The following is an 18,070-nucleotide window of genomic DNA, read 5'->3' as shown; positions in this document are numbered from 1 at the left end:
CCTCAGCGCTTCAAGCCTGTCGTGCGCTCTATGAAGTCGGCTATCGATTTCGTGTCGTCGAGATCAAAGACAGGCAGGCTTTCGCCCGCTATGGCGAAATCGGCGGCAATGGCGACGATATGCGGATCATTCGCCGAAAGCGGTGCCCGATCCTTAGCCTCCAGCCGCCGCGTCTCGATCTTGCTGTGCGCCTCGCGCTTGTAGCCTTCGACCAGTACGATGTCGGAGGTGCCGAGCCGCGACAGGATCGCGTCCAGCGTTGGTTCGTCCTCGCCGCGCAATTCGTGCATCAGCGCCCAGCGCCTGTCCGATACGATGGCGACTTCCGTTGCCCCGGCCTGTCGGTGGCGAAAGCTGTCCGCTCCCGGCTTGTCGATGTCGAAATCATGATGGGCGTGTTTCACCGTCGACACCTTCCAGCCACGCCGGACAAGTTCGGCGACCAGCTTTTCGGTTAGTGTCGTCTTGCCGGAATTCTTCCAACCGGTGATACCGAAGACGCGTCTCATCATGTCTCCATGCTCTGCAACAGACGTTCGGCCCGAACAAGGTCGTCTAAAGTATTGATGTTGAAGAAGGGGTCGTGCAGATGGCCTCCCGAGGTCAACATCGGGAATTCCACATCGACAAAGTCATGCCGGTCGATAAAAGCGGAAACCCGCCTGATATCCTCATCGACCAGAAAACGCCGCAGAACCTGGTGGAGCCCCAGCGGCCAGAGCGCGAATGTCGGATGCCGTTTGCCGCCGGAACAGGCGACGGCGATAGTGCCGGGACGTTCGTCGACCGCCGCGGCCAGCCGTTCAACCAGATTTTCGGGCAGGAACGGTGTATCGCCCGCAGCCGTGACAAGTGCCTCGCAAGTCGTGTTCGCGGCAGCCCATTCGAGGCCGGTCAGGATCCCGGCGAGCGGTCCGGCAAAACCTTTTACCGTATCGGCAACCACCGGAAGTCCAACCCCGGCAAACCGTGCCGGGTCGCCATTGGCGCTGAGCACCAGCGGACCGACCTGCGGAGCAAAGCGCGCAACGACATGGTCCAGCAGGCTGCCGCCGCCAAGCGCAAGCAGGCCCTTGTCGCCGCCGCCCATTCGCCGCGACTGGCCACCGGCCAGAATGACGCCGGCAATCTCTTTAGTCATCCTCTATCGTCCATGCGGTCACTCGCCGCGAGCGGCAAGCCTATATGCCGTCCGGCGCCATATCAGGTCCAGCGCTTTCGGCGGCTGTCTTTCGCCGGCCGACGATCCGTTCGCGGTAAAGTGCGTAGAGGCCGGAGCCGACGATGACGATGGCGCCGAGGATCATCGGCAGGTCGGGGACGTCGCCAAAGATGAACAGGCCAAGCAGGATCGACCAGAGCAGGGCTGTGTAGCGGAACGGCGCGATGAACGAGATGTCGCCCACCCGCATAGCCATGATGATCAACTGGTAACCGACGACCACGAGCACTGCCGCCAATGCCAGGAACGCCGTGCTTTCACCCGTCATCGGTGTCCACCCGCCCATTGGCAAAAGCAGCGCCGCGCCGAGCATTGTCATGGCGAGTGCCGTGGTGGTCGACACCAGCAATGTCGGAATGGCTTGCGGTATCCGCTTGGTGGCCAGGTCACGCACCGCACAACAGCCGACGCAGGCCAGCGCCAGCAGCGAATAGACGCTGAACCCGACGAAGCCGGGCCGCACGATGATCAGCACGCCGGCAAAGCCGATGGCGATGGCCAGCCAGCGCCGCCAGCCGACGCCTTCCTTGAAGACAAGTGCTGCGCCCATCGTCACGGCCAGCGGCAACGCCTGCAGCACGGCCGAGACGTTGGCAATCGGCAGATGGGCAAGGGCGATGAGAAACGACACCGTAGCACCGGCTTCGCCGGCGACGCGCACCGCAACCATCGGCTGCAGCATCGAGCCGGGCAGGGCAAGCGCACCGCGTTGCCAGGCAAGCAGGCCCACGAAAAGCGAAGCGAAGGCGCCGCGGATCAGCATGACCTGCGCCATGTTCATGGATTCCGACGAGACTTTGGTGATCGCGTCGTTGAGGGTGAAACCAATCATGGCCACCACCATGAACAGCGCGCCGCGAAGATTTGGGGAAAGAAGCAAAGGCGATACCGGTTGTGCTTTTGCATCAAGCCTGTAGCAGCCGGTCATAAGACAGCAACGTTAAAGGGCTGGGCCACAGCCTTTCGCGTGGCCCGTTGCATCCTTCTCGCAAGAGCGCCAGGATTTATTTCGGCGTTGTGACCGAGAAGATCAGCCGCCGGTGACGCTCATGTGCCGCGACACCGAGGGACGGTTGGTACGGCGGTCGATGATGAAATCATGGCCCTTCGGCTTGCGGCCAATGGCCTCATCGATGGCGTCGGCGACCAGTTCATTGCCTTCGGATGCACGCAACGGCGCGCGCAGATCGGCGGCATCCTCTTGGCCGAGGCACATATAGAGCGTGCCGGTGCAGGTCAGCCGGACGCGGTTGCAGCTCTCGCAGAAATTATGCGTCATCGGCGTGATGAAGCCGAGCCTGCCACCAGTCTCGGCGACGTGGACGTAGCGGGCCGGACCACCGGTCTTGTAGGGGATATCGGTCAGCGTGAACTGCCGCTCAAGTGCTGCGCGCAGCAGCGACAGCGGCAGATACTGGTCGGTGCGGTCGGCGTCGATCTCGCCCATCGGCATGGTTTCGATGACCGTCAACTCCATGCCGCGGCCGTGCGCCCAGCGCAGCATCTCGGGCAGCTCGGCGTCATTGAAATCCTTCAGCGCCACCGCATTGAGCTTTACCTTCAGCCCCGCTGCCTGCGCGGCGTCGATGCCGTCCATGACCTTGTCGAGATTGCCCCAGCGGGTGATCTGGCGGAATTTTTCCGGGTCCAGCGTGTCGAGCGAGATGTTGATCCGCTTGACACCGCAATCGGCGAGCTCAGCGGCAAAGCGCGAAAGCTGCGAGCCGTTGGTGGTCAGCGTCAGTTCTTCCAGAGCGCCGCTTTTGAGATGACGCGAAATCTGACGCACCAGATGCATGATGTTCTTGCGCACCAGCGGCTCGCCGCCGGTAAGACGCAGTTTCCTGACGCCCTTTTCGATGAAAACCGTGCATAGTCGGTCGAGCTCTTCCAGCGACAGCAGATCCTTCTTGGGAAGGAACGCCATGTCCTCGGCCATGCAATAGGTACAGCGGAAGTCGCAGCGGTCGGTGACCGACACGCGCAGGTAGCTGATCGTGCGACCAAAAGGATCGATCATGTCCATGCTGGTGCGTTTCCCGTGGCTGCGAACGGCTTCGTTATATATGGCTATGTGATACGATCCAACCTGCCATTCAAGATAAGAAGTTTCGATCCTAGGCAACATCGCGCCGCCGACAGATCGTGTCGGAAGTTTCGAAGCGGCCTTTTCCCGCTGCGCGAAGCGGCGTAGGGAAAGGACAGATGATGCGGAACTTATCACCATGACGGCGCCGAAGGAACTCAGGGTCTCGAAGGACCGCAGGCTGCTTACCGTGACATTCCCGGACCATCAGCCATTCGAACTGCCGGCGGAGCTGCTGCGGGTGGCCTCGCCATCGGCCGAAGTGCAGGGCCATTCGCCCGAACAGCGCGTTACCGTTCCCGGCAAGCGCAACGTTGCAATCCTGAAGATCGAACCGGTCGGCAACTATGCCGTCCGCATCATCTTCGACGATTTTCACGATACCGGCATCTTCACCTGGAATTACCTGCACACGCTGGGTCATGAGAAGGACGCACGGTGGGCCGCCTATCTCGCCGAACTGGATGAGAAGGGGCTAAGCCGCGATCGGTAGCGCCGGCCCAGGCCCCGTCGTCAAAACGTCACCGATATCGAGTAGCGGCGGCGGATACGCGGAGACGAAAACATGTCCGTCATTACCACGGTCGAACAGCTCGAAGCGCTCTATGGCCCGCCCGGCGAGACCTCGCTGGTCAAGGAACTCGACCATGTGATTCCCGAGTACGCCGCCTTCATCGAGGCCTCGCCTTTTGCCGCGCTCGCGACCAGCGGGCCGGAGGGGCTGGATTGCTCGCCGCGCGGCGATCTCGCCGGCTTCGTCCGCATCCACAATCCGAAAACCCTGATGATGCCGGACCGGCGCGGCAACAACCGTGCCGATTCGCTAAAAAACATCATTCGCGATCCGCGCGTCGGCCTGTTGTTCCTGGTCCCAGGCTCCGGCACGACGCTGCGCGTCAACGGCCGCGCCCACATCACCACGGATGCCGCGCTCTGTGCCTCGTTCAGCGTCGACGGTCGACCGGCGCGTTCGGTCACGGTCATCGATGTCGATTCGGTCTATTTCCAGTGCGCTCGCGCCGTCCATCGGTCGGAATTGTGGAACCCGGCGAGGCATGTCCACCCGAAGTCGCTGCCGACAGCCGGAAAAATCCTGGAAATCACCAGCCGGAAAGGCATCGACGGCGAGGTTTACGACAAGGAATGGCCGGAGCGCGCGAAAAAGTCGATGTGGTGAGCGGGTCACGCTTCCTTGAGCACGTCGGCAATCTTGCGCATCTGCTCGCCGATCATGTCGCATTGCTCCGGCGTCGACTGGCTCATCGCTTTCTCGATCAGCGCCATATGGACCTTCAGCGCCTGCATCAGCAGTTCCGTGCCGGCTTCGGTCAAGGTCAGCCGCAGCACCCGCTTGTCTTTCTGATCGCCTTCGCGGCGCAGCAGGCCGCGTGTCTCGAGTTGCGGCAGCAGCATGGTGATGTTGGAGCGGCCGACCAGCAGTCGGCGGGCGAGATCGTGCTGCGACATGCCGGGATGGCGGTACAGGTTCATCAGCACGTCGAGCTGCGCCGGCTTGAGGTCCAGCGGCGCGAGCTTCACCGCCAGCGTGCGCTCCAGCACATGGCAGGCGCGCGCCACTGCGACCCAGTTGCGAAAACGCGGGTTGTCCCAAGGTAGCTCTTGTTTAATGTTCATGTTTGAACTATTATGTTCATGCTTGAACGAATGGATGGATCGCCACTATGGCATCATTTGGATTGAAGGTCATCCGGGGCGTGTTTGCTGCCGCCGAACACGTGGCTCCGCGCCTTACCGGGCGCGCGGCATTCGAACTGTTCTGCCGCACGCCGAACGCCAAAATTCTCAGCGACGGCGAGCGACGCGCCGTCGACCGCGCCGCCGGCTTCATGGCCGAGGCGCGCCATCATCGGCTGAAGACCAAAAACGGCTGCGTCATGGTGCATGAATTCAGGCCAGAGCCGGGCAGGCGGGCCGCCGGCACGGTGCTCGTCATCCATGGCTGGCGTTCGCGCACCGAATATATGCGCACGCTGATCGAAGCCTATCGTGACGCCGGTTATAAGGTTGTCTCGCTCGACCTGCCGGGCCACGGCCAATCGCAGGGCCGCCGGCTCACACTGGTCAGCGCTGTCGAAGCCGCACGGCTGACCGGCGAATGGTTCGGCCCGTTCGTGGCGGTCGTCGGCCATTCCTTCGGCGGTGCCGTCGCCGCCAATGCCGTCGCCGGTTCGGTCAAGAACATTCCGCCGCTGGCGACCGAGCGGCTGGTGCTGATCGCGGCGCCGAGCTCCCTGCCGGCGATCTTCAATGATTTCAGCCGCATGCTCAGTGTCGGCCCACGCTCGCAGGCCGCAATGGCCGACCGGGTCGAACGCATCGCCGGCCGGCCGCTGCACGAATTCACCGGCGACCGCCAGCTTGCCAGCACGCCGGTGCCAACGCTGGTCATCCATGCGCCGGACGACCGCGAAGTGTCCGCCGACCATGCAAGGCTCTATGCCGGCGCCGGCGACCATATCAGGCTTTACTGGGCCGATGGGCTCGGCCATCGCCGCATTCTCGCCGATAGGGGTGTGGTCGAGCGTGCGATCGGTTTCGTTGCCGAACACCGGGAACCGTCGCTGCTGCATTGACCTGAATATCTTGTTTTTGTCCCGGCCCAACCGGGAGTCCAGCCGCCATAGCGGTCGGGGTTGTCATGCCGCGTCCCTGCCGGCCATCACCTTCCACGCCGCCATGGCCCCTGCCACCGTCGCCAGAAGGGCGGCGCGCGATGCGCCGTCGCGCGCCTGGATCGACATGCCGTGCTGGACGGTCGCATAGAAGGTCGCAGCCGTGCGGCAGTCGAAATTTTCCGGCAATTCGCCTTCCGCCACGCCGCGTTCCAGCCGTCTCAGCAAGGCTGCGCGGTTTTCGGCGCGACGGCGGCGCAGGTCATCGCAGATGGCGCCGCGGCTTGAGTCCTGATGCAGCGCGCCGAGTGCGATCAGGCAGCCTTGCGGGCGATCGGTCTGCGAATAGGCCTTGGCCGTCTGGCGCAAGAAGCGCTCGACCGCCTGGCGCGCCGTCGGCGACTTTTCCAGTGCGGACCAGATATCGGTGCCTTCGACCTGCGTGTAGAGCTCGACCGCTTCGAGGAAGAGCGCTTCCTTGCTGCCGAAGGCGGCGTAGAGGCTGGGCGAGTTGATGCCCATCGCCGCGGTCAGCTCGCTCATCGATGCCCCTTCGTAGCCCTTGGCCCAAAACACCTCCATTGCGCGCCGCAAGGCAGCGGTTCGATCGAAGGTGCGGGGACGGCCTCGTTCGGGCATGGCATCCTTTCTGTGTTGATTGATACATAAATCTATTGACGCACCCGGGCAAGGCTGGCAGACATTTATGTATCGATCATTACAAAAAAAGGAGAAAAGAATGTCATCGCAAGGCTTGAACGGCAAGGCTGCGCTCGTCACCGGCGGCAGCCGCGGGATCGGCGCAGCGATTGCGCGAAGGCTCGCGGCCGACGGCGCCAGCGTCGCACTCACTTACGTGAATGGCGAGGAGCAGGCCCGCGCTGTCGTCGGGGAAATCGAGGCAGCCGGCGGTCGCGCCATTGCTCTCAAAGCCGACAATCGCGACGCTGCGCGATCCAGGAGGCGGTCAGCGAGGCAGTGAAGACCTTCGGGCGACTGGACATCCTCGTCAACAGCGCCGGTATCTGGCGCGCCGCGCCGATCGATGAATTGCCGCTCGCCGACTTCGATGAAACCATGGAGGTCAATGTCAGAGCCCCGTTCGTGGCCTCGAAGGCGGCAGTCGTGCATATGGGCGAGGGTGGCAGGATCATCTCGATCGGCAGCAATCTGGCGGAGCGTGTCACCGACACCAGCCTCAGCGCCTACTCGGCCAGCAAGGCGGCACTGGTCGGCTTGACCAAGGCATTGGCGCGCGACCTCGGTTCGCGCGGCATCACCGCCAACGTCGTTCATCCTGGCTCGACCGATACCGATATGAACCCGGCCAGTGGCCCGCACGCCGAGCACCAGCGACAGAAGATGGCGACGCCCCGCTTCGGCAAGGCGGAAGAGATCGCCGGGATGGTCGCCTGGCTGGCCGGTCCCGAAGGGCGCTTTGTGACAGGCGCCGCACTGACGATCGACGGCGGCGCCAACGCCTGACCCGTGCACTATTTTCGGGAACCGGAGCGGGCCCAATTCGCTTTAGTTGTCACGGCGTTGTGAAACTGTTCTGCAACAGGATAGCCGAAATTTATGGAAGCTTAACGAAATCGGTATGAATCGGTGTGGTCGCGTCTTACATCCCGCCGTGCGGTGGGCGAGACCGTCAAGCGATACGGAACGGGAACCGGTTGCAGCCGGAGCGGGTGATCCATGAAATTCCTCGGAAACAAAGCAACCGTGATGCCGCTTGCAGTTGTCACGGTAATGCTGGCCTTCGGCATGCCGCAGGCGGACGCGCAAGGGCTTTTCGAGAGGCTTTTCGGCGGTGGTATCAGGCGCGCGCCCCACGGTGATTTCCCTCCGCCGCCGAGGCACAGACCGAGGCCGAGAGAATTCGCTGGTGGTGGCAGCAGGATCAACAGCCCGTCCTACTATACCTATAAGGCCGACCGGCTGGTGCGTGTCGATTTTGCGACATTGATGGCAGCACCACAGCCGGTGGCACCACAGGACGCTGCCTTTGTACCGTCGCTCACCAGCGACGCCTTTCGCGAAGCGATTGCCGGGCTCGGCGACTACGAGCTCTATGCGGAACCTGACATTGCCAAGGCGTTGATCGCTTATTACTCGGCCAATCCGGATTTCATCTGGGTGACCGGGACCGGCCCAAACGGTCGCGCGCAGGATGCGGTGCGGGTGCTTGGCGAGGCGACGAGCTATGGCCTGACGCCGGCCGACTATTCGGTTGAAGTGCCCGCCGCCGGCGCATCGACCGGCGGGGCCGATGCGCGGCTGCAGGAGCTCGTCCGCTTCGAGATGGCGCTGTCGGCGCGCGTCTTGCGCTATGTCCACGACGCGCAAAGCGGCCGCGTCGATCCCAATCGCATCACCGGCTACTATGATTTCCCGGCCAAGCCGCTCGACATCGAAGGCGTGCTGAAAACGCTGGTGCGCACCCAGCAAGTGCGCACCTATCTCGAATCACGGCATCCGCAGAATGCAGAATACCAGGCGCTGCGCGTCGAACTGGAATCACTTCAGGCCAGCGCCGAAGACGAGATCGTCGTTGACCCCAAGCTGTTGCTGAAACCTGGGCAGACCAGCCCCGAACTGCCGAAGCTTCTGGCGAAGATCGCGCGCAATCTAGACGACGAGATGGGCGGCGCCTATGGCGAGATATTGGCCAGGCTCGCCACCAGCGAGGTCTATGATCCGGAACTGGTGCCGGTTATCAAGGCAGTGCAGAAGAAGGCTGGCATGAAGGGCGACAGCGTCATCGGTCCGCGCACCGTCGCGGCGCTGGTCGGGACGTCCAAGGCCGACAAGATTCAAAAGGTGCAGGTCGCGCTGGAAGAGTTGCGTTGGCTGCCATCCGACCTCGGCAGTCCGCGCGTCTTCATCAACCAGCCGGCCTTTACGGCGAGCTACATCGAAAATGGCGAGGAGAAGCTGAAGACCCGCGCCGTCATCGGCAAGACCACCAACCAGACTTCCTTCTTTTACGATCAGGTCGAGCAGGTCGACTTCCATCCCTATTGGGGCGTGCCGCAATCGATCCTCGTCAACGAGATGCTGCCCCGGCTGCGCAGGGATCCCGGCTATCTCGACCGCGCCGGCTACGAAGTGGTCAACGCGCGCGGCAAGCGCATTCCCTCCTCCTCGGTCAACTGGGGTGCCTATGGCGCGAAAGTACCTTATGGCGTGCGCCAGCTGCCGAGCGAGGCCAATGCGCTGGGCGAACTGAAGATCCTGTTCCCCAACAAGCACGCAATCTACATGCACGATACGCCGCAAAAGTCGTTTTTCCAGCGTGACATGCGCGCGCTCAGCCATGGCTGCGTTCGTCTGCAGGATCCGCGCGGCATGGCGGCGGCCGTGCTCGGCACCTCGGTCGACTACATTGCGGAGAAGCTGAAGCACGGACATTCGACCGAAAAGGTGGCGCGCACGATCCCGATCTATGTCGCCTATTTCACCGCCTGGCCTGATATGTCCGGCAAAGTCGAATATTTCAGCGACGTCTATGACCGCGACACGCGGCTGCAGCAGGCACTCGACAGCACGGAAGCGGTGCGCTCGCCGGCAAGCTGAGATTCTAAAGCGCGTCGCGTTTGACCGGCCTCATGCGAAGCGCTTTAGGTTGCTGTTTTGTTTTATGCATGTCGTTATCGCAAAACCGCTGCACACTTTTGCGCGACATACATTAGCGTAGGGAGAGCGGGCGCCGGAAGCCGGCCTCGCGCCCGGCAATCAGCCAGTAAGCCAGGCCGGCGACCAGACCGGCGGCGGCGATGATGCCGATATCGGCCCAGCGCTCGGGGCTCAGGTCCTCCGGCGCGCTCGGCCAGATCAGGAAGAAGCCGGCAGCCGCTGCTGCGGCGCCGAAGACCATATGCAGCCAAAAACTGCGCAGCGAAAACAATTCGGCGATCAGCGCGAAGATCAGCGTCTGCAGGCCGGTCATCATGATCGTCAGGAAATAGATCAACATGCCGAGCGGCGGCACGACCAGCGCCGCGATGGGGGAGACCTCCATGAGATCGAAATACGCCGGTGCATCAGGCAGCGAACTCAATGCACCATAGATCGTTACTACTGCGAACAGTCCGACCAGCACCGCAACGAAATAGCCGGCGAGCATCATCAGAACGCGTTTCGCCACATGCTTTGCCGTCGCCATGCCCACCCCCGTGCGGCTCAATGATCACGCCGCAGTCAGCCATCAAAGGCGCATCGGCGCAAGGGGATGCCGAAAAGCGTGCGGGAACCGTCGCCCCGCTCTTGGTGAAGCTACGCCGCCGCCCGCTTCCGAGGGATCGTCCCCAGGCTGCGCTGTAACCTGCCGGAATTGTTCCCGGTCCTTTAAGAGAAAGCCGGCCGCACGTATCGCCTGGAGGAAGGGTGGCCGCGATCTATTTCGGCTCGGCTGTCACCGGATCGTAGGTGATTTCGACCTTCGCCTTGTCGGTCGTGTAATAGGTGACGGTGTAGGAGCCGCTGTCCCAGCCGACCTCGTCGACGTAGCGAAAGTCGTCGCGCTGCTCGACCTTGGCGATTATTTCCGACAGTTTCCTGGCATTCTGCGGCGGCAGCTGGGTTCCGTCTGCGGCAAGGGCCGGTCCGCCGAGAAGGAGGACTACGACACCTGTCGCCAAAACACGTCTGGACATGGCTTTCCCTCACTCTTCAAGGAGTAGAAACTCGCGGCCATGCAGGTTTGTTCCGGGGTTCTGGAATGGACACTCGCGAATCGCGCCGCCGCATCGCGTTGTCGTTGCTCACGTCTGCAACTCACGCCTCGTCGGGGAAGAGATGGGCTAAGGCCGTGTCGAACGTGAGCTCCAGGGCGTCACCCGGTTCAAAGATCTTGTCTTCATCGAAGGCGGCAATGAGCTCGTGATCGTCGCGAAGTGTCAGGTCCACGACCGTCTCGCTGCCCAACCGCTCGGTATGTGCCACGACGCCATGCAGCATGCCTTCTCCAGGCTGCGCCGCCCGGAGGTACTGCGGACGGATACCCAGGATGGCCTTGCCGTCTTTCCGGAAGGAGCGCCTTCTGGTCGCTACCCTGATCGGCTCCAGGGATTGATTGCCAACTGTTGCCGCTTCGCCATCGAGGTCGAGGACGTCGACCTTCAGGAAATTCATCGACGGGGCTCCTAGAAAGCCGGCTACGAACCTGTTGGCCGGCTCGTGATAGAGTTCCATCGGCGCTCCTATCTGCATGACTTGACCGTCCTTGAGGACGACGATCCTGTCAGCCAGCGTCATCGCCTCGACCTGGTCATGGGTGACATAGATCATCGTTGTGCCAAGTTGCCTGCGCAGCCGGCCGATTTCCATACGCATGTCCATGCGCAGCGCGGCATCGAGGTTGGAGAGCGGCTCGTCAAACAGGAATACGGACGGTTTCCGGGTGATTGCGCGCCCGATAGCGACTCGCTGGCGCTGGCCGCCCGAAAGTTGACTTGGGCGGCGGTCGAGCAGATGTTCCATTTGCAGGATGCGTGCGGCCTCGGCCACCTTCTGCTCCTTTTCCTGCTTGGAAGCGCCCGCGATCGTAAGGCCGAACGCGATATTCTCGCGCACCGTCATGTGCGGAAAGATGGCATAGTTCTGGAACACCATCGCAACACCGCGTTCCTTGGGTGGGAGTTCGTTGACCACCCGGCCTCCGATCTCGAGGATGCCTTCGGTTATGTCCTCGAGTCCGGCGATCACCCGCAGCAAGGTGGACTTCCCGCAACCTGACGGTCCGACAAAGACGACGAACTCGCCATCGTTGACGTGGATATCGACGCCTTTGATGACGTCGACGCGACCATAGGATTTCTTGACGGCCTTGAGCGAGACCTCAGCCATAAGCAATGGCTCCCTGGTTCATGTGCGCCAATCCGGGATCACCGATCGATTGGTCGGCCTTGAGGAAATAGCCGTGCCCGCGCTTGCCGTCATGGGCGTACCAGTCGTCCCAGATCCACTGGCGTTTGAGCGCGAGAACCATGCATTCAGCCCTTCACACCGGTCGAGGCGATCGATGCGATGAAGGCGCGCTGCAGGAAGAGATAGAAGATCAGCACCGGGACGGTGATAAGGGTGAGATAGGCCATGACTTCGCCCCAGGCGACGTTGAGTTGAAAGAAGTAGCCGAGACCGACCATGACAGGGCGGTAGTTTTCCTGCTGCACGACGATGAGCGGCCAGAGATATTGGTTGTACATCACGAGGAACTTCAGGATGGCGGCAGTCGCCAGAACCGGCCCTGAAAGCGGCATGACAACGCGATAGTAGACCTGCCACCAGCTCGCGCCCTCCACCCGGCTTGCCTCGATCAGCTCGCCCGGCAGTCCTTTGAAATACTGCACGAACAGGAAGATCGTCAGCCCATCGGCGATCCAGGGGATGATCTGTACCCTGTAGGTGTTGAGCCAGCCCCAGTGCAGCCCATCAAGCCCGATCCAGGGCAGTTTCGAGACCAGGAGCAGGAGCGGGATAGCGATGGTCTCGAAAGGGATGATCAGCGTGGCGATGACGATCGAGAGCACCACGTCGCGCCCCTTCCACCGCAGGAAAGCGAAGGAGAATGCGGCCAGCGAACAGATCAACAATGAGAGAAGGACGGTCGCCCCGGTGACCAGAACCGAGTTTAGGACGAACAGGCCGACAGGCGCCCGCCGGAACGCTCCGAAATAGTTGTTGAGGCTGATGTCCCCGACGGGCAGGAAAGCACGCAGGCTGGAGGTGTCCGCGAGGAGCTGACTGTCGGGCTTGAAGCTCGAGTTGATCATGAACACGAGCGGAAAGATGAAGATCAAGGCAATCAGGCACAGCACCAGATAGCGGACGAAGAGCCTCAGGCCGTAATTGTCAGGATTGAAGGCCATCTTAACGCTCCCGTGTCAGCCAGCGCTGAGTGAGTGAGATCGCCAGCACGATCGCGAACAGGATGACCGAGATGGTCGAGCCGCCGGAGATGTCCTGCTTGCCGTAGCCGCGCTCGACCGCCTGGAAGACGAGGGTCTGGGTGCTGTCGAGCGGACCGCCATTGGTCATCACGTCGATCTGGGCGAAAAGCGCGAAGCCCTGCATGGTGATCACGACAAGGACAAGCACGGCGGTGTTGCGCAGGCCCGGCCAGGTGACATAGCGGAAGGTCTGCCATATCGAAGCCCCCTCGATGGCGGCGGCCTCGTAGAGCGTCGGGCTGATCGTCTGCAACCCGGCCAGCCAGATGACCATATGGAAGCCGACGGCCTGCCAGATCGACATGGCCATGACTGCGGGCAGCGCGGTCGAGGGATTGCCGAGCCAGTCGACGGGCGGGAAGAGGCCGAAGGTGAGGGCCTGGAGGATGCTGTTCAACAGCCCGTTCTGGCCGTCATAGATGAACCGCCAAAGGAGCGAGACCACGACGATGGAGACCACCACCGGCATGAAGTAGATGGTCCGGAACAGGTTGATGCCCCTGACCTTGTGGTTGATCAGCAAAGCAAGCATCAGCGCGAGGCTGCCCTGCACCGGCGCCACGACCAGGACGAACAGGAAGGTGTTTACCAGCGCCTTCATGAACACAACGTCGCTGGCGATGACGATCATGACGTTCTCGCCGGACTGCCAGCGAAACCACTCGCGCATGCCGCGATACTGAGGATAGTCGTCGCTACGGGTGATCGCACGCAGGCGCGGATACTGGATTTCGCCGGCCTCGTTTCGGATCATTTCGCCAGCATCGTTGCGCTCTGGCTCAAGGGTCACCACCGCAAGGCCCAGGAGCTGCTGATAGTTTTCCAACCCGACGAACTGGGTGGGGTTCGGCGACAGCAGCCGCTGATTTGTCAATGACAGACCGATCGCGAAGAAAAACGGCAGGACGATGAATGTAAAGATGAGTGCGAAGCCCGGCAGGGCGAATGTCCAGCCCGCCCGGTTCGACAGGGTTAGTTTCGACGCCATTTGCCGTATCCGCCCAGCAAGCCAAAGAGGGTGGAGTCCGCGGCTGGCGAGGACCCCGGCGCGACAGATCTAGCGGTGGCCGTAGCCACCATTGCTTTCGATGTCGGCGTCGATCTCGTCGACCGCCGCGTCAAGCGTGTCGGCCACGTCGGCACCATTGGCGATATCGGCCAATGACTTGGTGAAGACCTTGGCCTGGACCACGTAACCCGGGGTGACCGGGCGCACCAGAGCTTGTGCTTTGGAGAGGTCGAAGAACACCGCGAGCGGGCCGCCATCCTTGTAGTTCTTCGTCATCTGCGCCGCCGAGGGCGTCGGCGGGATCAGGCCGATGCCGTCGGAGAAGGCGGCCAGGTACTTGTCCTGCGCGGCGAACTTGATGAACTCGGCAGAGCCTTCCGGATGCTTGGACTTGGCCGAGACGCCGAATTGCCAGGATCCCGCGCCGATCTTGTTGCCGGCGCCGAAATCGGGGGCTGGAAGGAAGACAACGTCATCCACGGCTTCCATCGTTGCCACCGCGCGCCAATTGCCGTTCCACTGGAAGGCGAACTTGCCGCCGATGAAACCGGTCTGCTGATCGGCCGGGTCCTCACTGGTGCCCGGCGCATAGCCTCCGGTGAATAATGATTGCCACCACTTGCCAAAGGCCTGCGCAGCCTCGCCGTTCAGCGCGCCTTCCGCGGTCTTGTAGGTCGAACGGTCGACAATGTCGCCGCCGAAGCTCTGCAGGAACGGCGAGAAGGCATAGGAGTACCACTCGGCCTGGTCGTTCATGCCGAGATCAAGGGCGAATTCATATTTGCCGGAGGCCTTGGCGGCATCGAGCGCGGCCATGAATTCCTCTCTCGACCAGGGCTTGTCGAGGGTCGGGGTGCGCAAGCCCAATTCATCCAGCGTCGATTGGCGTGCAAAAAGCGCCACCGCCGCCTCCCACAGACCGACCGAATAGAGCTTGCCATCCCACACGCCTTTGGTGCCGGGCAGGAAGTCGGCGAACTCGCTCTCGTCGATCGGCAGCGGCTGCAGATAGCCGGCCCAGGCCCAATTGGGCATGACGGGCCCGTCCACATCGAGGATGTCGGGCAGGTTGCCCGCCAGGGCCGCCGCCGCAACGGAATCGTTGTAGCTCTTCTCGGGGAAGCTCTCGATGGTCACCGTCCAGTCGGACTGGCTGGTGTTGAAGTCGGAGATGATCTGGTTGAGGATTCGCGACTCCACCTCATTGCCGGCGCCGTGATACCACATGGTCAACTTGGTCTGCGCCAGCGCCGGCACACACAGACAGGTCGACGCGATCACCACACCGGCAAGGTGTTTTGTCAGGTTCATCGGTTATTCCTCCCTTTTGACTTTAAGGTCGCTGGCTGGATCCAGGGTCATCCCCGAGGCCGCCATGACAGCGGGCTGGGAAGCCAGGGCTCAGTTTCGGGTCGGCCGCTACGGGCCCTTGATGGGGTCCAGCAATGTTCGCGGAAGCCGGACGCATTTGCAATTGCGCAGTTTCATCTGGTCGGAGCAGGAGGTCGACGGCGATTCCCCTCGTCAGTTCGCGGGCCACTGAGATAGCAGTTCACCTAGGACGATTTTATCGTCCGTCAACTTTCTCCCGGCCGCGTTCAATGTGCAGCTTGAGCGATTCCAAGGGTAGACAGCGCTTAGTGATGTGTACCCAGCTGCCTGGCGAATCGCATGAACCGGGTCATGGCAAACCTGGCCTTGAGGCGGAAGTTCGAAGCGTAGGCGGCTGCGAAGCGGATGGTAGCTTTGTACCGGAAGCGGGTATTGGTGGGCGATGCAGGGATTGAACCTGCGACCCCACCCGTGTGAAGGGTGTGCTCTCCCGCTGAGCTAATCGCCCGCTCGTTGCCCGAAGGCCAAGCGCGCCGCGATATAAGGGAGGCCGGCCGGGGAAGTCAAGGCGATGTCCGGGCGTTCCGACGAAGACCGAATGCAACTCCGCCGGGAGCGACCCGGTCGCCGTCGTTCAGTGCCCCGCAGCGGCAATCAGGCGTTCGGCCAGAGCAAGCGTCAGCGCATCGAAATGCGAGATCACCGCCGACGGTTCGAATTCGCGCACATGGCGGTCGGTGTAGCCGAAATCGACCGCCACCACGGGAATGCCCGCGGCTTTCGCCGTATCGATGTCGGTCTGCGAATCACCCACCATCAGCGCGCGGTGCGGATCGCCGCCGGCCAGCACGATGGTTTCGGTCAGATGGCGCGGGTCGGGCTTGCGGAACGAAAACGTGTCCTGACCGCAAATCGCCGCGAAATGCTTCGCCAGGCCGAGCGCCTCGATCAGCGCCACCGAGTTGGCTTCGTACTTGTTCGTGCAGACGGCCAGGAGATAGCCGGCTGCTTCGAATCGGGCGATCGTCTCGACGACGCCGGGGTAGGGGCGCGATTTGCCCGGGATGTTGTCGGTGTAGTGATCAAGGAACAGCTTTAGCAATCGGTCGTGTTCCTCCACTGCCAGCGATCTTTGCTGCGCGGCATGCGCGCGCTCGATCATCACCCGCCCGCCATGGCCGACGAAACGCTTGAAGCCGGCCTCGTCGACGGCTACCAGTTCGCTGGCGGCAAGGCTGTGGTTGAGGCTGTCGAGCAGGTCTGGCGCTGTATCGATCAGCGTCCCGTCGAGGTCGAACACGATGATCGGTCGGGTCATGGCCTGTCCTGTGACGATTGCGCTGCCGGCAGGCGATAGCCGCTTCAGCCCATCCAGGCAAGCAGTGCTTGGTCAATCCACAGGGCAAAGTCTTTGACCGGACGGGCAAAGATGCTAGGAGCGCCGATACAAATTTTGGGGCGCGACATGGATGCGAGACAATTGAAGGTCGAAGCCGCACGGGCAGCGCTCGCCCATGTGAGCGACGGCATGCGGCTCGGCATCGGCACCGGCTCGACGGCCGAAGAGTTCGTTCGGCTGCTCGCCGAAAAGGTCGCCACCGGCCTCACCATTATCGGCGTGCCGACCTCGGAGCGCACCGCCATCCTTTGCGGCGAGCTTGGCGTGCCGCTGTCGACGCTGGAAAAAACGCCCGAACTCGACCTTACCATCGATGGCGCCGACGAGATCGATCCGGCGCTGACATTGATCAAGGGCGGCGGCGGTGCGCTGCTACGCGAAAAGATCGTAGCGGCGGCTTCCGCTCGGATGATCGTCATTGCCGACCGTTCGAAGATGGTCGAGACGCTCGGCCGTTTTCCACTGCCCATCGAGGTCAACCCGTTCGGCCTGCGTGCCACGGAAATCGCGGTCGCCGCGGCGGCCGAAAGGCTCGGCCTTTCCGGTCCCGTCACATTGAGGATGACGGGGGGGCAGCCTTTTGTTACAGACGGCGGCCACTTTATCCTCGATGCATCTTTTGGCCGCATTCCGGATACAAGAGCGCTTTCGAATGCTCTCCATGCCATTCCGGGCGTGGTCGAGCATGGTCTTTTCATCGGGCTGGCATCAGCGGCCATCATAGCCGGCGACGGCATCCAAACCGTCCATGCCGCCCGAAAACCAGGGAGTTCTATCGATCATGACGTTGCATAACCGGGTTCGCCGTTTTTCTGCCATTCTGGCAGCTTCAGCCGTCTTTGCGTTTTCATCGCCGGCGTTCTCGCAGGACGTCACCGACGGGCATCTGAAGGCGGCCCGCGCCGCCGTCGCGGCGATCCACGCGACGGACCCGTTCGACAACATCCTGCCGCAAGCCGCCGCCGCGCTTCAGCAGCAGCTTATCCAAAAGAACCCGGATATGCAGGAACTGATCGGCAGGACCATCAGCGAAAAGGCGCTGGCCCTGGCCTCGCGCCGCGCCGATCTCGAGAAGGAAGCAGCCATGGCCTATGCCAAGGTATTTTCCGAAAAAGAGCTTACCGAAATCGCCGCTTTCTATAATTCCGATTCCGGCAAGAAGCTGCTCGACAGCGGCCCGGGCGTGACGCGTGACCTGCTCAAGGCCGCCGAAATCTGGCAGAACGGCGTCGCTCGCGATCTCGCCCAGCAGGTCGGCGAAACGCTGGCCGCGGCAGCAAAGGCCACAGCGCCGGCAAATGCCGCGGCTCCTGCGGCTGGTACGCAGCCGGAAGCACCGAAGAACTGAGCATAATTTCCGGCGGCGTTATCGCTGCTGGACCGGAAAGCCCGGCCTCCGTCGCGCATCCGACAGCATGCGCGGCGTGGTGGTCCGG

20 protein-coding genes, 1 tRNA gene and 1 pseudogene are annotated in these 18,070 nt (G+C 62.2%); 7 read left to right on the top strand and 15 right to left on the bottom strand.

The features are described from left to right. Positions 1-2: 2 nt before the first annotated feature. From mobB to moaA, 4 genes are all read right to left on the bottom strand, one after another. Positions 3-512: a molybdopterin-guanine dinucleotide biosynthesis protein B gene (gene mobB / locus AC0L3N_RS22465; protein ID WP_473549563.1), complete on the bottom strand. Its 510-nt coding sequence runs from the start codon at positions 510-512 to the stop codon at positions 3-5. Continuing rightward, positions 509-1,141: a molybdenum cofactor guanylyltransferase MobA gene (gene mobA, locus AC0L3N_RS22460; protein ID WP_473549562.1), complete on the bottom strand. Its 633-nt coding sequence runs from the start codon at positions 1,139-1,141 to the stop codon at positions 509-511. The genes mobB and mobA overlap by 4 nt, the downstream gene beginning before the upstream one ends. A gap of 40 nt (positions 1,142-1,181) precedes the next feature. After that, positions 1,182-2,102, bottom strand: a complete 921-nt coding sequence (locus AC0L3N_RS22455; protein WP_473549561.1) for a DMT family transporter — start codon at positions 2,100-2,102, stop codon at positions 1,182-1,184. A 150-nt stretch (positions 2,103-2,252) separates the two neighbouring features. After that, positions 2,253-3,248 (bottom strand): GTP 3',8-cyclase MoaA, encoded by a 996-nt coding sequence (gene moaA, locus AC0L3N_RS22450; RefSeq protein WP_473549560.1) that lies wholly within the window; start codon positions 3,246-3,248, stop codon positions 2,253-2,255. Positions 3,249-3,447: 199 nt separating this feature from the next. Between moaA and AC0L3N_RS22445 the strand changes: the two genes are divergently transcribed. Both AC0L3N_RS22445 and AC0L3N_RS22440 read left to right on the top strand, forming a co-directional pair. Continuing rightward, on the top strand, positions 3,448-3,801 hold the full coding sequence (locus AC0L3N_RS22445) for a gamma-butyrobetaine hydroxylase family protein (RefSeq protein WP_473549558.1): 354 nt from the start codon (positions 3,448-3,450) through the stop codon (positions 3,799-3,801). Between the two features lie 72 nt (positions 3,802-3,873). Further along, positions 3,874-4,485: a pyridoxamine 5'-phosphate oxidase family protein gene (locus tag AC0L3N_RS22440; protein ID WP_473549557.1), complete on the top strand. Its 612-nt coding sequence runs from the start codon at positions 3,874-3,876 to the stop codon at positions 4,483-4,485. A gap of 5 nt (positions 4,486-4,490) precedes the next feature. Here AC0L3N_RS22440 and AC0L3N_RS22435 read toward each other — a convergent pair whose 3' ends face one another. After that, a complete protein-coding gene (locus tag AC0L3N_RS22435) occupies positions 4,491-4,943 on the bottom strand; it encodes a MarR family winged helix-turn-helix transcriptional regulator (RefSeq protein ID WP_091590958.1) in 453 nt (150 codons plus the stop codon). A 47-nt stretch (positions 4,944-4,990) separates the two neighbouring features. Between AC0L3N_RS22435 and AC0L3N_RS22430 the strand changes: the two genes are divergently transcribed. Further along, positions 4,991-5,902: an alpha/beta hydrolase gene (locus AC0L3N_RS22430; protein ID WP_473549556.1), complete on the top strand. Its 912-nt coding sequence runs from the start codon at positions 4,991-4,993 to the stop codon at positions 5,900-5,902. A 63-nt stretch (positions 5,903-5,965) separates the two neighbouring features. Here the strand turns inward: AC0L3N_RS22430 and AC0L3N_RS22425 are convergent, their stop codons facing one another. After that, positions 5,966-6,580, bottom strand: coding sequence for a TetR/AcrR family transcriptional regulator (locus tag AC0L3N_RS22425; RefSeq protein WP_123151334.1), 615 nt, complete (start codon positions 6,578-6,580; stop codon positions 5,966-5,968). Between the two features lie 100 nt (positions 6,581-6,680). Here AC0L3N_RS22425 and AC0L3N_RS22420 point away from each other — a divergent pair. Then, a pseudogene (locus AC0L3N_RS22420) lies at positions 6,681-7,426 on the top strand (3-oxoacyl-ACP reductase family protein). Between the two features lie 213 nt (positions 7,427-7,639). Next, positions 7,640-9,520: a L,D-transpeptidase family protein gene (locus AC0L3N_RS22415; RefSeq protein ID WP_473549555.1), complete on the top strand. Its 1,881-nt coding sequence runs from the start codon at positions 7,640-7,642 to the stop codon at positions 9,518-9,520. A 112-nt stretch (positions 9,521-9,632) separates the two neighbouring features. On the opposite strand, the gene AC0L3N_RS22410 is transcribed toward AC0L3N_RS22415, so the two are convergent. The 9 genes from AC0L3N_RS22410 to AC0L3N_RS22370 all read right to left on the bottom strand — a co-directional run bounded on the left by AC0L3N_RS22410 (position 9,633) and on the right by AC0L3N_RS22370 (position 16,553). Continuing rightward, the gene (locus AC0L3N_RS22410) at positions 9,633-10,109 is read right to left on the bottom strand and encodes a hypothetical protein (RefSeq protein WP_473549554.1); all 477 of its coding nucleotides are present in this window, start codon (positions 10,107-10,109) and stop codon (positions 9,633-9,635) included. 232 nt (positions 10,110-10,341) lie between these two features. Further along, positions 10,342-10,599 carry a PepSY domain-containing protein gene (locus tag AC0L3N_RS22405; protein ID WP_123151342.1) on the bottom strand — a complete coding sequence of 86 codons (258 nt, stop codon included), beginning with the start codon at positions 10,597-10,599 and terminating at the stop codon, positions 10,342-10,344. A 121-nt stretch (positions 10,600-10,720) separates the two neighbouring features. Then, positions 10,721-11,791 carry an ABC transporter ATP-binding protein gene (locus AC0L3N_RS22400; RefSeq protein ID WP_473549553.1) on the bottom strand — a complete coding sequence of 357 codons (1,071 nt, stop codon included), beginning with the start codon at positions 11,789-11,791 and terminating at the stop codon, positions 10,721-10,723. Beyond that, positions 11,784-11,933: a hypothetical protein gene (locus tag AC0L3N_RS22395; protein ID WP_473549552.1), complete on the bottom strand. Its 150-nt coding sequence runs from the start codon at positions 11,931-11,933 to the stop codon at positions 11,784-11,786. Before AC0L3N_RS22395 ends, AC0L3N_RS22400 begins: the two co-directional genes overlap by 8 nt. Before the next feature lie 4 nt (positions 11,934-11,937). Then, complete coding sequence (locus tag AC0L3N_RS22390; protein ID WP_192356627.1) at positions 11,938-12,813, bottom strand: carbohydrate ABC transporter permease; 876 nt, start codon at positions 12,811-12,813, stop codon at positions 11,938-11,940. A 1-nt stretch (position 12,814) separates the two neighbouring features. Continuing rightward, positions 12,815-13,882 (bottom strand): carbohydrate ABC transporter permease, encoded by a 1,068-nt coding sequence (locus AC0L3N_RS22385; protein WP_123151347.1) that lies wholly within the window; start codon positions 13,880-13,882, stop codon positions 12,815-12,817. Positions 13,883-13,951: 69 nt separating this feature from the next. Further along, positions 13,952-15,214, bottom strand: coding sequence for an ABC transporter substrate-binding protein (locus AC0L3N_RS22380; protein WP_123151349.1), 1,263 nt, complete (start codon positions 15,212-15,214; stop codon positions 13,952-13,954). Positions 15,215-15,668: 454 nt separating this feature from the next. Then, positions 15,669-15,743: transfer RNA gene (locus AC0L3N_RS22375), tRNA-Val, on the bottom strand. Between the two features lie 126 nt (positions 15,744-15,869). Next, a complete protein-coding gene (locus AC0L3N_RS22370; protein WP_473549551.1) occupies positions 15,870-16,553 on the bottom strand; it encodes a phosphoglycolate phosphatase in 684 nt (227 codons plus the stop codon). Positions 16,554-16,700: 147 nt separating this feature from the next. On the opposite strand from AC0L3N_RS22370, the gene rpiA reads away from it, so the two are divergent. Both rpiA and AC0L3N_RS22360 read left to right on the top strand, forming a co-directional pair. Further along, positions 16,701-17,429 carry a ribose-5-phosphate isomerase RpiA gene (gene rpiA, locus AC0L3N_RS22365; RefSeq protein ID WP_123151354.1) on the top strand — a complete coding sequence of 243 codons (729 nt, stop codon included), beginning with the start codon at positions 16,701-16,703 and terminating at the stop codon, positions 17,427-17,429. Continuing rightward, positions 17,416-17,982 (top strand): DUF2059 domain-containing protein, encoded by a 567-nt coding sequence (locus tag AC0L3N_RS22360; RefSeq protein ID WP_473549550.1) that lies wholly within the window; start codon positions 17,416-17,418, stop codon positions 17,980-17,982. The genes rpiA and AC0L3N_RS22360 overlap by 14 nt, the downstream gene beginning before the upstream one ends. The last annotated feature ends 88 nt before the right edge of the window (positions 17,983-18,070 follow it).

Source organism: Mesorhizobium sp. WSM4807 (assembly GCF_055811615.1).
This window is presented reverse-complemented; position numbering and strand designations above follow the sequence as displayed.

Coding starts and splice junctions, on each gene's coding strand:
- mobB (WP_473549563.1), bottom strand. CDS start 512: ATGATGAGACGCGTCTTCGGTATCACCGGTTGGAAGAATTCCGGCAAG.
- mobA (WP_473549562.1), bottom strand. CDS start 1,141: ATGACTAAAGAGATTGCCGGCGTCATTCTGGCCGGTGGCCAGTCGCGG.
- moaA (WP_473549560.1), bottom strand. CDS start 3,248: ATGGACATGATCGATCCTTTTGGTCGCACGATCAGCTACCTGCGCGTG.
- AC0L3N_RS22445 (WP_473549558.1), top strand. CDS start 3,448: ATGACGGCGCCGAAGGAACTCAGGGTCTCGAAGGACCGCAGGCTGCTT.
- AC0L3N_RS22440 (WP_473549557.1), top strand. CDS start 3,874: ATGTCCGTCATTACCACGGTCGAACAGCTCGAAGCGCTCTATGGCCCG.
- AC0L3N_RS22435 (WP_091590958.1), bottom strand. CDS start 4,943: ATGAACATTAAACAAGAGCTACCTTGGGACAACCCGCGTTTTCGCAAC.
- AC0L3N_RS22430 (WP_473549556.1), top strand. CDS start 4,991: ATGGCATCATTTGGATTGAAGGTCATCCGGGGCGTGTTTGCTGCCGCC.
- AC0L3N_RS22425 (WP_123151334.1), bottom strand. CDS start 6,580: ATGCCCGAACGAGGCCGTCCCCGCACCTTCGATCGAACCGCTGCCTTG.
- AC0L3N_RS22415 (WP_473549555.1), top strand. CDS start 7,640: ATGAAATTCCTCGGAAACAAAGCAACCGTGATGCCGCTTGCAGTTGTC.
- AC0L3N_RS22410 (WP_473549554.1), bottom strand. CDS start 10,109: ATGGCGACGGCAAAGCATGTGGCGAAACGCGTTCTGATGATGCTCGCC.
- AC0L3N_RS22405 (WP_123151342.1), bottom strand. CDS start 10,599: ATGTCCAGACGTGTTTTGGCGACAGGTGTCGTAGTCCTCCTTCTCGGC.
- AC0L3N_RS22400 (WP_473549553.1), bottom strand. CDS start 11,791: ATGGCTGAGGTCTCGCTCAAGGCCGTCAAGAAATCCTATGGTCGCGTC.
- AC0L3N_RS22395 (WP_473549552.1), bottom strand. CDS start 11,933: ATGGTTCTCGCGCTCAAACGCCAGTGGATCTGGGACGACTGGTACGCC.
- AC0L3N_RS22390 (WP_192356627.1), bottom strand. CDS start 12,813: ATGGCCTTCAATCCTGACAATTACGGCCTGAGGCTCTTCGTCCGCTAT.
- AC0L3N_RS22385 (WP_123151347.1), bottom strand. CDS start 13,882: ATGGCGTCGAAACTAACCCTGTCGAACCGGGCGGGCTGGACATTCGCC.
- AC0L3N_RS22380 (WP_123151349.1), bottom strand. CDS start 15,214: ATGAACCTGACAAAACACCTTGCCGGTGTGGTGATCGCGTCGACCTGT.
- AC0L3N_RS22370 (WP_473549551.1), bottom strand. CDS start 16,553: ATGACCCGACCGATCATCGTGTTCGACCTCGACGGGACGCTGATCGAT.
- rpiA (WP_123151354.1), top strand. CDS start 16,701: ATGGATGCGAGACAATTGAAGGTCGAAGCCGCACGGGCAGCGCTCGCC.
- AC0L3N_RS22360 (WP_473549550.1), top strand. CDS start 17,416: ATGACGTTGCATAACCGGGTTCGCCGTTTTTCTGCCATTCTGGCAGCT.